13 protein-coding genes are annotated in these 13,819 nt (G+C 38.2%); 8 read left to right on the forward strand and 5 right to left on the reverse strand.

Annotation, left to right across the window (positions count from 1 at the left end; translation table 11 throughout):
* Window positions 1-74: 74 nt before the first annotated feature.
* Window positions 75-1,211 carry a T9SS type A sorting domain-containing protein gene (locus RLO81_RS01965; RefSeq protein WP_350106457.1) on the forward strand — a complete coding sequence of 379 codons (1,137 nt, stop codon included), beginning with the start codon at window positions 75-77 and terminating at the stop codon, window positions 1,209-1,211.
* Here the strand turns inward: RLO81_RS01965 and RLO81_RS01970 are convergent.
* Entirely contained in the window at window positions 1,188-2,144 is a 957-nt protein-coding gene (locus tag RLO81_RS01970) for an NAD-dependent epimerase/dehydratase family protein (RefSeq protein WP_350106459.1), read from the reverse strand. The two genes, RLO81_RS01965 and RLO81_RS01970, sit on opposite strands and share 24 nt — an antisense overlap.
* 94 nt (window positions 2,145-2,238) lie before the next feature.
* Between RLO81_RS01970 and RLO81_RS01975 the strand changes: the two genes are divergently transcribed.
* Window positions 2,239-2,556, forward strand: coding sequence for a hypothetical protein (locus tag RLO81_RS01975; protein ID WP_350106462.1), 318 nt, complete (start codon window positions 2,239-2,241; stop codon window positions 2,554-2,556).
* 1 nt (window position 2,557) lies between these two features.
* Window positions 2,558-3,751 carry a glycine C-acetyltransferase gene (gene kbl, locus RLO81_RS01980; RefSeq protein ID WP_350106465.1) on the forward strand — a complete coding sequence of 398 codons (1,194 nt, stop codon included), beginning with the start codon at window positions 2,558-2,560 and terminating at the stop codon, window positions 3,749-3,751.
* A gap of 1 nt (window position 3,752) precedes the next feature.
* Here the strand turns inward: kbl and cdaA are convergent, their stop codons facing one another.
* Both cdaA and folP read right to left on the reverse strand, forming a co-directional pair.
* Window positions 3,753-4,643 (reverse strand): diadenylate cyclase CdaA, encoded by an 891-nt coding sequence (gene cdaA / locus RLO81_RS01985; protein ID WP_350106468.1) that lies wholly within the window; start codon window positions 4,641-4,643, stop codon window positions 3,753-3,755.
* Window positions 4,644-4,658: 15 nt separating this feature from the next.
* On the reverse strand, window positions 4,659-5,537 hold the full coding sequence (gene folP, locus RLO81_RS01990; protein ID WP_350106471.1) for a dihydropteroate synthase: 879 nt from the start codon (window positions 5,535-5,537) through the stop codon (window positions 4,659-4,661).
* A gap of 15 nt (window positions 5,538-5,552) precedes the next feature.
* On the opposite strand from folP, the gene RLO81_RS01995 reads away from it, so the two are divergent.
* Genes RLO81_RS01995 through RLO81_RS02005 form a run of 3 tightly spaced genes read left to right on the forward strand, consistent with a single transcriptional unit; the run spans window position 5,553 to window position 7,708 of the window.
* Window positions 5,553-6,095, forward strand: coding sequence for a DUF1599 domain-containing protein (locus tag RLO81_RS01995; RefSeq protein ID WP_350106475.1), 543 nt, complete (start codon window positions 5,553-5,555; stop codon window positions 6,093-6,095).
* A gap of 1 nt (window position 6,096) precedes the next feature.
* Window positions 6,097-7,200, forward strand: a complete 1,104-nt coding sequence (locus tag RLO81_RS02000; RefSeq protein ID WP_350106478.1) for a BT_3928 family protein — start codon at window positions 6,097-6,099, stop codon at window positions 7,198-7,200.
* On the forward strand, window positions 7,184-7,708 hold the full coding sequence (locus RLO81_RS02005; RefSeq protein ID WP_350106481.1) for a shikimate kinase: 525 nt from the start codon (window positions 7,184-7,186) through the stop codon (window positions 7,706-7,708). Before RLO81_RS02000 ends, RLO81_RS02005 begins: the two co-directional genes overlap by 17 nt.
* Here RLO81_RS02005 and RLO81_RS02010 read toward each other — a convergent pair.
* Together RLO81_RS02010 and RLO81_RS02015 are read right to left on the reverse strand one after the other, a co-directional pair.
* Window positions 7,682-9,262, reverse strand: coding sequence for an OmpP1/FadL family transporter (locus RLO81_RS02010; protein ID WP_350106484.1), 1,581 nt, complete (start codon window positions 9,260-9,262; stop codon window positions 7,682-7,684). The genes RLO81_RS02005 and RLO81_RS02010 overlap by 27 nt on opposite strands.
* Window positions 9,263-9,295: 33 nt before the next feature.
* A complete protein-coding gene (locus tag RLO81_RS02015) occupies window positions 9,296-10,597 on the reverse strand; it encodes a hypothetical protein (protein WP_350106486.1) in 1,302 nt (433 codons plus the stop codon).
* A gap of 131 nt (window positions 10,598-10,728) precedes the next feature.
* Here RLO81_RS02015 and proS point away from each other — a divergent pair, with 131 nt between their 5' ends.
* Window positions 10,729-12,207: a proline--tRNA ligase gene (gene proS / locus RLO81_RS02020; RefSeq protein ID WP_350106489.1), complete on the forward strand. Its 1,479-nt coding sequence runs from the start codon at window positions 10,729-10,731 to the stop codon at window positions 12,205-12,207.
* Between the two features lie 100 nt (window positions 12,208-12,307).
* Window positions 12,308-13,816, forward strand: coding sequence for a sensor histidine kinase (locus RLO81_RS02025; protein ID WP_350106492.1), 1,509 nt, complete (start codon window positions 12,308-12,310; stop codon window positions 13,814-13,816).
* Window positions 13,817-13,819 lie beyond the last annotated feature (3 nt).

Below are 13,819 nucleotides of genomic sequence, written 5' to 3' on the forward strand. Positions count from 1 at the left end.
TTAATTGTTTCTTTGCTGATTATTGGATGAATTATTCGAGTTACTTTAAAGTAATTCAAAGTATTTAGTTAGATATGAAAAAGACCTTATTAGTAATCATACTGTCAATATTTGTGGAGTCAATGAAGGCGCAAGTAACAGCTACTTGTACACCTGTTGATATTACCTGCGGTTTCTCACAAGGCGGAACAAGAACAGGTCAGTTTTCAAACGAATGTTTAGGTGATTTCTCATTAAATGCCGATGTTTATGAAACTACTGGCTGTGTTTCAACAGTAATAGGTAATAGTGATACATTCCAGATAGATGAAAATGTTAAGATAAATGGAGACTTAATTTTAAATTTAAATGCTCCAGGTAGCATTTTTGAAATCATTTCAGGAGTAACATTTGAAATAACAGGCAATTTAGTAATAGTTGGTAACTCTAATCAAGAACGACAACTGAGCATAGAAGGAAATCTAATAGTCGGTGGAATCCTTGATTTTGGTGAACGAGGAGGTGGAACTGATCAAGATGTAGAAATAGATGGGAATGGTTCAATATCAGCAGGAAGTATTAATAATGGTGGAAATACAACTTGCGATGCTAGTGGTACCTGTCCTTCATTTAATGTTGATGGAAGTTGTGAACCTGCAGGTTCTGGGCTCTGTACAGAAAGTGCTCTACCCATTGAATTGGCTTACTTTTATGCACAACCGTCAGTTCAAATTATTGAACTAAATTGGTCAACCTACACAGAAATTAACAATGATTATTTCAGTATTGAAAAATCAATTGATGGTATTAATTATTCACTACTAACAACTGTTAATGGTGCCGGCAACAGCATAGATCAATTAGAATATTCTTACACTGACAAAAAACCATCATTCGGTCGTTCTTACTATCGCTTGAAACAAACAGATTTTGATGGTACTTCAGAAACGTTTTCACCTGTTGCAGTTGATTTCACTTCTTTGGAAGAGGGTAAATTAGTTTTTACAAATCCGGCAAAACCAGGTGGAATAGTAACCATTTTAACCACTGCTGAAGATTCTGAAGTACTTACACTGCTTTTGGTGAATATCTTGGGAGAAACTATAATATCTAAAACATTCGCAGGCTCACAATTCGACTTCACCTTAAATGATAATGTGAAACCAGGGCTCTATTTTGTAAAGGTTTTCTCTGCGACTACTGAAAGATCAGGTCGTTTGATTGTTCAATAATTCTTTTAAACCTGATAGAATTTCAGCCGTCATTTTATCTAAGTCAAATTGGTGAGACCAACCCCAATCACTTCTGGCGCTACTATCGTCAATTGAATTAGGCCATGAATCAGCAATTTTTTGTCTGAAATCCGGTGAGTAAGAAATTTCAAACTCAGGCATTTCTTTTTTAATGGATTCAGCTATTTCTTTAGGGGAAAAACTAATGGCACTTATATTATAGCTGGATCTTACTTTAACATCGCTTTCCTCCGCCTGCATCAAATCAATAGTAGCCTTCACAGCATCATCCATATACATCATGGGTAAATAGGTATTTTCTGATAAGAAGCACTCATATTTACCTTCTTCCAATGCTTTGTAATAAATGTCTACAGCATAATCAGTAGTTCCACCACCCGGCTTTGCTTTATAGCCAATTAATCCAGGGTATCTTAAGCTTCTAACATCTACACCATATTTATTGTGATAGTACTCACACCATCTCTCACCAGCCAGTTTACTTATTCCATAGATGGTGTTTGGGTCCATCACTGTATGTTGCGGTGTTTTATCAACTGGCGTTGAGGGCCCAAATACTGCTATTGAGCTAGGCCAATAAACTCGCTTAAGATTTTTTTCTTTGGCAAGATCTAAAACATGGATAAGGCTATCCATATTTAACTGCCACGCGAATTTTGGGTCAGATTCACCTTTTGCAGATAGAATGGCCGCCAAATGATATACTTGTGTTATTTGATGCTTATCTGCTAATTCGAAAAGTTTTTCCCGATCCATAGCATTGAGAATTTCTGATGGCCCATCAGCCAACTTACCAGATGGTTCTTTGATATCGGTAATAATTACATTGTCTCTACCATAAATATCGCGAAGCGCTAAACTTAATTCAGACCCAAGTTGCCCCAAGGCACCAATCACAAGTATTCTATCCATAGTTAATTATTGCTCGGTGCGAATTTAGACATTTCATTCAAACGATTGAAATTCTGTTCGCGCTTTGAGCAAGCAAGTCATATATTTGCTATTCATGGATTTTATCGAATACCTAAAGTCAAAAAAAATTGACCCTGTCTTATACAAAGCAGGTGATGAAGTACAGTTCACCAAGTTTCAGGAGGAATTCGCCCAAATGCATCCGAATAGTTTTACTTCACAAAAGTTATTTTTGATCAATAACTTAAGGAGAAAGTATTTGTTGGAAGTGTCAGGCGATCTGATTGAAAGTGATAATAAACCAAAGAATATAAAAAGACCAATGGTTAAGCCAAAGGCACCTGGGGCCGTAAAACCCGTTATTAAAAAACAGGCTAAACCTGTAATTAAAAGACCTAAAACTGAAGATTAGAATGTATACATTAAAAGAAAAACTAGTTAAAGAAATTGAAGGCATAAAGAAAGCCGGCCTCTATAAGTCGGAACGTATCATTGCTACCCCACAAGGCGCTGAGATTAAAACCACACAGGGCAAGGAGGTTATTAATTTTTGTGCGAATAATTATTTAGGGTTGTCATCGCACCCTAAAGTGATAGAAGCAGCCAAAAAAGCCATTGATACGCATGGATACGGAATGTCTTCTGTACGATTTATTTGCGGCACGCAAGATATACATAAAGAATTGGAAAAGAAGATTTCTGAATTTCTTGGCACAGAAGATACCATACTTTATGCGGCAGCATTCGATGCCAACGGGGGCGTATTTGAGCCGTTATTAGGCCCACAAGATGCTATTATTTCTGACGCATTGAACCATGCTTCTATTATTGATGGCGTGCGATTGTGTAAGGCAATGCGCTATCGATACAATAATAATGACATGGATGATCTAGAGGCCAAATTGAAAGAAGCGAGGGAAGCCGGTGCAGAACAAATAATGATAGTTACCGATGGTGTTTTTTCCATGGATGGAACCATTGCTCAATTAGACAAGATTTGTGATTTGGCGGAAAAATATAAGGCTATGGTTATGAGTGATGAATGCCATTCTACCGGATTTATAGGTAAAACGGGCAGAGGCGTTCATGAACATTGTGGTGTAATGGGCAGAATGGATATTATCACAGGAACACTAGGAAAAGCTTTGGGTGGTGCTTCTGGTGGATTTACTTCAGGCAGAAAAGAGATAGTTGAATTGCTGCGACAAAGATCAAGACCGTATTTGTTCTCTAATACATTAGCACCATCAATAACAGGCGCTTCTATTGCTGTCATTGACATGTTGAGCGAAACAACAGACTTGCGAGACAAGTTGGAGAGAAACACGAAGTACTTCAGGGAAAAAATGACTGCCGCTGGATTTGATATAAAGCCAGGAGTTCACCCGATCGTTCCAATCATGTTGTATGATGCGCCTCTTGCTCAAAAAATGGCAGATGCTTTGTTGGAGAAAGGAATTTATGTGATTGGCTTCTTCTATCCGGTAGTTCCAAAAGGGCAGGCCAGAATTAGGGTGCAGATTTCTGCTGCACATGAGCAGCATCACTTAGATACAGCTATAACTGCATTTATAGAAGTAGGTAAGGAATTGGGTGTGATAAAATGATTTAAGCCTTCGCTTCACTACGAATGGGGTTGTTGACAGTTTTACTCTTACTTTCAGCAACCTCATTTTTTGTTTCTTCTTTTTCCTCGGGCCTGGCTGTAAGGTATTCCTGAATATGTTTTCGCAACTCCTGAGGAGAAAGGTTACTATGTAACTTACCATTTCTCGTAAGCGATAGTTGACCTGTTTCTTCAGAAACCACTAAAATGGCCGTATCTGTTACTTCCGACATACCCATAGCTGCTCTGTGCCGTAAGCCAAATTGAGCAGGAAGGCTATCAGATTCTGATACCGGAAGCACACATCTGGCAGCTTTTATTTTGCCTTTGTGGATAATGGCAGCACCGTCATGCAGTGGGCTGTACTTGTTGAATATAGAAAGTAACAATCTTTTTGATAAATGTGCATCAATGACATCACCCGATTCTGCATAAAATTTTAGCTCAGAATCTCGTGAGAATACAATCAATGCTCCAGTGTTGGTTCCTCCTAAGGTTTTTGCTGCTTCAATGACAGGAGTAATATTAAACAGCTCATCATGCTCTCGGCCTTTTCCCAAAAAAACGTTTTTAAAGAATGATGTGCTTTTATTGAAATCTGTTGTTTTGCCAATGAGAAGTAAAAACTTACGTATTTCTGGTTGAAAAAGGATTATAGCAGCCAGTACTCCGACTCCCATAAACTGGCCTAAAATCAAGCCTAGAAGTTCCATCTGTGCAGCACGTACAATAAGGTATATGAGGTATAGCGCCAATACGCCTAAAAAGATGGTAACAGCCACACTACCCCGCATGAGTTTGTAGACCTGATACAACAACACACTCACTAATAGTATGTCGATAACATCTACCCAACTAACTTCAAGAAACCCTATGCTGAATGATAAAATCAATTTTATATTTTTAGTCTATTTAATATACGTTAAATTAAACAATTTGACAGTTTCTGCTGCTTCTTTTGCATCATGCACACGCAAAATAGATGCCCCATTTCGCAAAGCTATCATATTTAAAGCAGTAGTTCCATTCAAAGCATTGTCTGCTGTAGTCCCTAACGACTTGTAAATCATGGACTTCCTAGATATACCAACGAGAACAGGCAGCTCTAAAGTTTTAAATTCGTTGAGTTTTTTTAGAAGCTCAAAATTTTGATCAACAGTTTTAGCAAAGCCAAATCCCAGATCAATGATAATATCTTTAATACCTCTGCTCCTTAATTCGGTAACTTTTTTCTGGAAATAGTCAATAATTTCTAAAATCAGGTTATCGTAATGGGTATGCTGGGTCATGGTTTGTGGCGTACCTCGCATGTGCATTAAAACATAAGGTACATTAATATGCGCAAGAAGATCAAACATTCCGGAATCCATTTCGCCTCCTGATACGTCATTAATAATATCAGCCCCAGCGTCAAAAGCAGCTTTTGCCACTTCTGGCCTAAATGTATCAATAGAAATATAGACATTTGGCAACTCCTTTCTGATGCTTTCAATGGCAGGCACAACCCTGTTAATTTCATCGTGTAGTGGTATTTCTGCAGCGCCCGGCCTGGTAGAATAACCCCCGACATCTAAAATAGAAGCACCATCATGGACCATTGTTGTTGCTTTGGCAATGATATTTTTTTCAATTCCTACTCTGCTTCCCGCATAGAATGAGTCAGGTGTCACATTGAGTATTCCCATTACAATCGGAGAATCTAATGTAATCGCATTTCCGCGGATGTTGAGTGTCTTTTTACTTGAAAAAAATGTATCTTGCGCCACCTTAAAAATGGGTTTTAACAACTAAAATTTATTGTTTTGATAGACCAAACTGTCAGCGAATATACGCAGGTAATTAAGGAGTGTAAAGCGCTTTTTGAAAAGAAAACAAAAGATTATGGTACAGCCTGGAGAATTCTCAGGTTAAGCTCTATTACCGATCAAATTTTCATAAAAGCACAAAGAATTAGGTCTATTCAGGAAAAGGGAATTCAAAAAATTGAAGAAGATAGTACCAACGAATTTGTAGGCATAATCAACTACTGCATTATTGCGATTTTGCAGTTACGATTAGAAGGTGACAAAAGAACTGAAATTCCGTATAAGGATTTGGAACCCTTATATGACCAGGTTGTTAATGATACATTGGACTTGTTAAAAAATAAAAACCATGATTATGGCGAAGCCTGGCGAGATATGCGGGTGAGTTCAATTACCGATATTATATTAATGAAATTATACCGAGTAAAGCAAATTGAGGATAATGCAGGCAAAACCTTAGTTTCTGAAGGGGTGGAAGCCAACTATCAAGATATGCTTAATTACTCTGTATTTGCGTTAATCAAATCAAACTTTATTTAATATGTTCAAAAAGGCGATTGATCTATTTTCAAGAATTTTTGTAGGCGGACTGTTCATATTTTCTGGGTTGATCAAGTTGAATGACCCTGTGGGTACCAAAATTAAGCTTCAGGAATACTTCGAAGTTTTCTCTTCCGATTTCGGATCTTTCTTTGAAATATTTATTCCATTTGCACTTCCTATAGGAATGATCTTAATCATTTTAGAAGTTGTTTTAGGGGTTGCTGTTCTAATTAATTATAAAATGAAATGGTCGATGAGTGTGATGATGGCGCTCATGGTCTTCTTTACATTTCTTACCTTTTATTCTGCCTACTTTAATAAAGTGACGGACTGTGGTTGTTTTGGCGATGCCATACCACTTACTCCATGGCAATCATTTTATAAAGATTTGATATTAATCGTGTTTGTTGCACATCTGTTCTGGTACCGAAATGGTTATGAATCAGTTCTTCGTACAAGGCCAGCGAATGCTATAATTATAGCAACAACCGTTGTAAGTTTCATTCTTGGAATTACCGCCATTCGTCACTTACCTTTTATTGATTTCAGGCCTTATAAAATTGGAAATAGTATTCCTGAAAAGATGATTGCAGAGGAAGCTCCAATTTTGGAATACACTTTTAAGAAAGATGGTGAAACCGTAAAATCAACTAAATATCTGCTGCCAAAAGATGGGTATGAGTATGTAAGTGCCGAATTGCTAAATGAAAAGGCTTCTACACCCAAAATAACCGATTACCAAGTGGTTGGTACAGATGGAAATGACTACACAGAAGAAACTTTTTCTGGCGCCAAACTATTACTGGTTTTCTATGATGCATCGTTTAATGATCAGGATAAAATGAATGCCATTAATAAGTTGGTTGAAGGGTTAGACGGTATTGACCCGATGGTTCTTACTTCTTCATCAGAAGCAGACTTTGAGGTTTTCAGACATGAATATCAATTAGCGGTTCCTTATTACTTTACGGATGCCACTGTGCTAAAAGCGATGATTCGATCGAATCCAGGTATCATGCTGCTGCAAGATGGGGTAGTGTTGGGGAAATGGCATCATAATGATGTTCCATCGGCTGAAATGGCAAATGAACTTACCAGATAAAATTATACTTATTGGTATGCCCGGGTCGGGCAAGACAACCTTGGGAAAAGAGGTTGCTGATTACTTGAATTTACCTTTTTATGATTTAGACCAAGTGATTGAACTGGCTTCAGGAATGACTATTCTTCAGATTTTTGAAACGGAAGGTGAAGAGTCTTTTAGAAATTTGGAGGCTGAAACATTGAAGAAATTCTGTCAGACTCAAGATAAATATGTGCTGGCAGCAGGGGGCGGAACTCCATGTTTTTTTAATAACATGGAAATAATGAACCAGGCTGCAATCACAGTTTTTCTAGATATTTCGATTGCAGCTCTTGCTAAAAGAATGAATCAGTCTGCGATTGAAAAAAGGCCTTTATTTCAAAAAGAGGATATTAACACAACACTTGAATCGCTTTTATCTCAAAGAAGAGCCAATTACGAGCAAGCCCGTTTTCATTTGGTTTCAGATGAATTATTTGCAGAAGATATTAGAGATGTTCTAAAAAAAGAACCCAACCGTAAATGATACTGCGGTATTCTTATTTTCTACTGTAGCCACTTGTCCAGGATATGGTGAAACGGTTGAATTTCTTCCATTTGAAGTTGAAACGGCCATGTCAACAAAATAGTCTTCCGTTCTTATTCCACCTCCAAACGTTATCCGATTCTCACTTTCGTCAATGTCGTTCTTTACAGGGTCGTCCATTCTGGCAAAGCCCGCTCTAAGCCTGAACATTTCATATCTAAATTCAGCACCTAATCGATAGTTGATTACCGATTCCAGCTGATTGATGTCTGAATTGGCTTGGGAAAATGAAACGCCTGATTCTGAATTAGAAAGGTTAGCTCCTGCATAATTTATTCTTTCTATATCCCCGGTAATAAAACCTGATTTTCCTAAAAAGTAGGTAGCACCAGCCCTAAGTTTAGATGGAGTAGTTATTGTGAAATTGAATGCCTCGTAATCGAAACCGAAAGACTCAGTTTGTTCCCTGAAATTGGTTGCAAATAAATAGTTTGCAGTGAGTGTTACACTTCTGATTTGTTCAATAGATATAATACTGGGCGTTGTATAAGAGGCACCTAAAAGTACTTGTGGCATTGGTCTTCCAATCACTCCAAATGTGGCATTGACACCAGTACCATTTTGCTCATAATTATCTTCTAATACAAGGCTACTTAATTCTGCATTCGTTGGAATTTCAATATATTCTCTATTCACTTCCCTTGTCATTGTAATTAGTCCTATACCACCTCCGAAATATATTCTATCGTCAAAGTTAGCGCCATAACTGAATGATGTTTGGTACATTGCTCCAGTAGATCTAATATTCTCCGTCTGAAATGTTGGGAAGTCAGGCTCAGTATAGGCAGGAATGAAAATGTCATTCCCGTTATTATCTTGAGGGAAGCTTCCATCATCTTCTACTGCGTAATAATCCCTATCAACAAAGTTATTGCCATCGATACTGAAAGGACTTATAAGAAATGTTTCAAATGCCAGCTCTGCAAAATCATTGTCAAAGCTTATATCGGACCCGTTGCTTGTAAATGCATTTAATGCGGCATATTCAACAATATCAGCAGGTCTGTTTGGGTCAAAAATAATCTCACCATTGCTATCTAATTGGTTAAAACTATTGCCCTCGTAAGTGATCTGATTTTGAAAATCTGCAATTCTATTAATGCTAATTCCAAATGATCCGCCTTTAAATGAACCTGATCCAGAGCCATATTTAATCACAGCACCTAAATTGCTAAAGTTAAAATTCAGGCGAGCATCAGAAGTGCTTGAGCCAAGGTATTCGCTGGTTGTATTTAAGTAATTAAAGGCAGGGGTAAATGAAAACTCAGACTTATTGAAAAACCCCAAACCTGCCGGATTAGAAGACGCTGAACTGATATCACCTCCCAGGGAAGTTTGAGCTTCACCAATTCCTAACATCCTTGCACTACCACCTGGTGTTGTCCGGCTCAAATCAAGTGCTGTTCCAACAAAATTACCTGCATCTTGAGCTTGCACGTTGTTTAGACAAAACATTCCCATGCTTATACCAATAAGCGCAATTACTTTTTTCATGACCTAGCGTTTTCTTTGCTTAATAATTTCAGATTAGTTACCTCTCCTTGAACCTCCTGAAGAACGCGATCCGCCAGATGATCTGGAGCCACCACTACTTCTGCTGCCTGAAGAGCCTGATGACATTCGGCTACCCCCAGAAGATCTGGAACCTGAACTTGGTCGTGAGTAACTCCCAGATCTACTTCCAGAGCTCGGTCTGGAATAGCTTCCTGATCTGCTTCCAGAGCTAGGCGTGCTCCAACCTGACGATCTTCTCTGTGGAGAATTACCATAGCTACCTGATGATCTTGTTCTGGAATTAGGATAAGAACCATAACTGCCACTTCTTGAACCGTTCGAAGGCCTGCTATATGTCGAATTCGATCTTGAACCAGATGAATTTGATCTGTCGTAAGAAGACCTGCTGTATGAAGATCTTGAATTAGTAGCCTCAGAATTTACTTCAGAAGATGGTTGAGACCTTCTGTAGTAAGATGATCTACTTGCAGCATTTCTGGTATATCTGTTATCAACCCTACTGTTTGAGTTATCAACTCTGCCGGTAGTTCTACCATTAGATACACCATCATTTGAAGCAACTCGTGACCTTGTTGAACGGCTTGAGTTAACAGTACCTGTACTTCTGGAAGAACCAACACCTCTTCTAAAACTTCTGTTACTTCTCGTTTCAACGTTATTAATAACAATTACATTATTTCTGTAAGGGTTAAAGAAAGGGTCATTCCAGCCCCAGCCACCACCGTAAAACCATGGGTCGTACCATCCGCCTCCCCAGCCGTAACCTATACCCACATTCCAGCCAGATCTCCAGCCCCAACGATTTCTCCATCTCCAATCATTCCAGCCCCAGCCCCAGCCAGTACCAAAACCAACTGAAACGGACCATCCCGGACGACCAATAATTCCTGGACCATACCATGGATCGTAAAATCCACCCCAATTATTGCCATAAAATCCATTGTTAAAACCTGGGTTAGAATAGTAATAATTATTAACCACAGGTGGGTTTTGACCATTATTTTCAGGGTTATCCACGTAATAATCATCCTCATAGTATCCATTATCCTCTTGATAAGATTCAGCGGAATATTTAGCTACATATTCTGGGTTTACATTTTTTTGTGAATAGCTGGTCTCAGGAGCCACATCGTTAAAATTGGTTTTAACATCTTCTACCTGAGGCTGAGCACTAATTTCCTTGCGTGCCTTCTTTTTTGCTTCCCGGTCTTTTGGTGTGAAATACAGATCGTCATTTTCTTGTGCAATACTTACACTCGAAATTACGATTCCAACTAAGAACAGAATTGAAGTAAATTTAATTGTCGTTTTCATGGCACTTTCCTTTTGTTTCTAAACGTAATTTATTGCTTAGTAATTCCAATATAAGGCTTTTTATATCCTTATATTTGCCAGCAACAAATTAATTACTTCAAAATAAACAAAAAACATACCAAACCTTAATTATGGCGAAAGGATTACCAAAAAGAAGTGAAGATTATTCTCAATGGTATAATGAATTGGTTAAAAAAGCTGATTTAGCTGAGCATTCAGCAGTTAGAGGTTGTATGGTTATTAAGCCATATGGTTTTAGTATTTGGGAAAAAATGCAGGCTGCATTGGACAAAATGTTTAAGGAAACAGGTCATTCAAATGCGTATTTTCCATTGTTTGTACCTAAGAGCCTCTTTGAAGCGGAAGAAAAAAATGCCGAAGGCTTCGCCAAAGAATGTGCTGTAGTAACACATTACAGACTAAAAAATGATCCTGACAATAAGGGAAAACTAATTGTTGACCCTGATGCGAGATTAGAGGAGGAATTAGTTGTAAGACCAACGAGTGAAGCTGTGATTTGGAGTACATATAAAAACTGGATTCAGTCATATAGGGATTTACCGTTGCTTATTAACCAATGGGCTAACGTAGTGCGATGGGAAATGAGAACGAGGTTGTTTTTAAGAACGGCTGAGTTTTTATGGCAGGAAGGCCACACAGCACATAGCACAAAAGAGGAGGCAATTGCAGAAACCAAACAAATGTTGGAAGTATATGCCGAGTTTGCTGAGAAGTTTATGGCTATGCCTGTTCTGAAAGGGGTGAAATCTGAATCAGAAAGATTTGCAGGAGCATTAGATACCTATTGCATTGAAGCGTTAATGCAGGATGGTAAGGCATTGCAGGCAGGTACTTCGCACTTTCTAGGTCAGAATTTTGCCAAAGCATTTGATGTGAAGTTTGCCGGAAAAGACGGGAAAGAAGACTATGTATGGGGTACATCCTGGGGTGTGAGCACTCGCTTAATGGGCGCATTAATTATGGCACACTCAGATGACGAGGGGTTGGTATTGCCACCAAAATTGGCACCAATACAAACGGTGATTGTACCAATTTTTAAAGGGGATGAGCAACTTGCACAAATAGCCGAAGTGGCAAATCAATTGAAAGTGGAGCTTAGTGCAGATAACATTTCTGTGAAGTTTGATGACAGGGACACGAGTTCTCCGGGCTGGAAGTTTGCCGAATATGAATTGAAGGGTGTACCAGTGAGAGTGGCTATTGGCCCAAGAGACCTTGAAAATGGCACAGTAGAAATTGCGCGCAGAGATACAAAAGAGAAAAAAGTTATTCCTCTGGCAGAGGCTGCCGCCTACATTAAAAATCTAATGACAGAAATTCAGGAAAATATCTATAAGCGAGCATTTGATTTCAGGGCAAATAATACCAGCGAAGTAGATACATACGATGAGTTTAAGAAAGTACTTGATGAGAAGGCCGGGTTTGTAATGGCTCACTGGGATGGCACATCTGAAACTGAAGAGAGGATCAAGGAAGAAACTAAAGCTACCATTAGATGTATCCCTTTAGATTTTAAGGAAGAAGCAGGTAAGTGCATCTACAGCGGAAGACCATCAAAAGGCAAGGTAGTGTTCGCCAGAGCATACTAATTGAGTTTATGCTTACAAATGAAAGCAACCTGACATATTGGGTTGCTTTTTTTATGTTCTGTCGGTTGTAAGACTTATTTCGCTCAACTAGACCCTTTAAATGGCGTTTAAGAACGACATGTCTAGATTGGTAAAAAAGTTGAGGCGAAGAAACCGATTCATTCTAGTAGTGCTATCAGCAATTGGTATTTTACTAGTCTATTTGATTTCATCTACTCATTTACTTCAGAGAGAAAAAACAAAACAACTGATCCTACAAAAACTGAGAGCCATTTCAATCACTGCAAGTGAACAAATTGATGGTGATGCACATGAGTATGTTGTTAATACTTTCAATAGTAAAAATGATGTACGTTCATCCAAAGACGATTCTGTTTACCATAAGCTGCACGCTCAGCTCAAAAGAATTAAAAGAATTAATGAAATCGCCAGCCCTATCTATACCATGGTTTTTAATGCCGATCATAATGAATATGAATTTATAGTCACTTCTTCAGATGAACCGTATTACAGACACATGTTTGTGAATTATCCTACGGAGCTAAGAATGAATTATAATATTGGTGGTGTAATTGATGAGTATAAAACAGAAAATGGTACCTGGTTAAGTGCTTTTGCTCCAATAAAAAATTCGAAGGGTGAAGTGGTAGCAATATTACAAGTAGATCAGGAGTTTGATTCATTTCTGGAAGAAGCCCACTCAGATCTTATAAAAAATATACTGGTGGCATCTGTGTTATTCGTTCCTTTTATGATTTTATTGTTTTCTTATATGAGAAATGTTTTGACCAAAGAGGAACAGAATCAGCTGCTTTTGGAAGAACGCAATGAAGAAATTGAAATTCAGAATGAGATGATTAAAGAGGCGAACTTAAAACTTGAAAAAGCTAACTTAATTATACAAGCACGAAATGACACGTTGGATAAACAAGTAAAAAAACGCACTAAAGAGCTCCTGGAGGCCAATCAGGATTTAGAAACATTTCTATATAGATCATCGCACGACATTCAAGGGCCCATTGCTTCATTGAAGGGCGTAGTGAATTTAGCGCAAGCAGACATTACTAATGGAATAGATTACTACAACTTTATTCATGCAAGTGTCAATCAACTGGAGACGAGAGTACGGGGGATTAATGCTGTATTTGAAATTAAAAAGCAAGAGTTGGACTGGGTACAGTTGAGTATTCGTGAGGTATTTGATGAAGTTGTGGCAGACCAATGTAAAAAGCTAGATTTTAGTGATGTTGACCTAATTTTTGGAGATAATGCACTCATTAAAAGTGACAGAACGATACTGAATGTGCTTTTCTCTGAGCTAGTAAAAAATTCAATCATGTATCGTGATGGTGAAAATGTCAAGATTCATTTAACAACCGAACTTGTAGGGCAAAAACACATTAGAATTACTTACAAGGACAATGGACTAGGAATAGATGCAGATCAACAAAATACCATTTTTGATATGTTTAAAAGAGGGAATGAGAAATCTCAAGGTTCCGGCCTTGGGCTGTATGCAGTAAAACTTGCTCTTGAAAAGCTGCATGGCAATATATCCCTTCTGAATGCCCGCAATGGCGTGACTTTTCAAATTAATTTACCTAGATAACTA

Origin of the sequence: Fulvivirga sp., assembly GCF_040220315.1 — a bacterium.
In the GTDB taxonomy this organism is placed as follows: domain Bacteria; phylum Bacteroidota; class Bacteroidia; order Cytophagales; family Cyclobacteriaceae; genus Fulvivirga.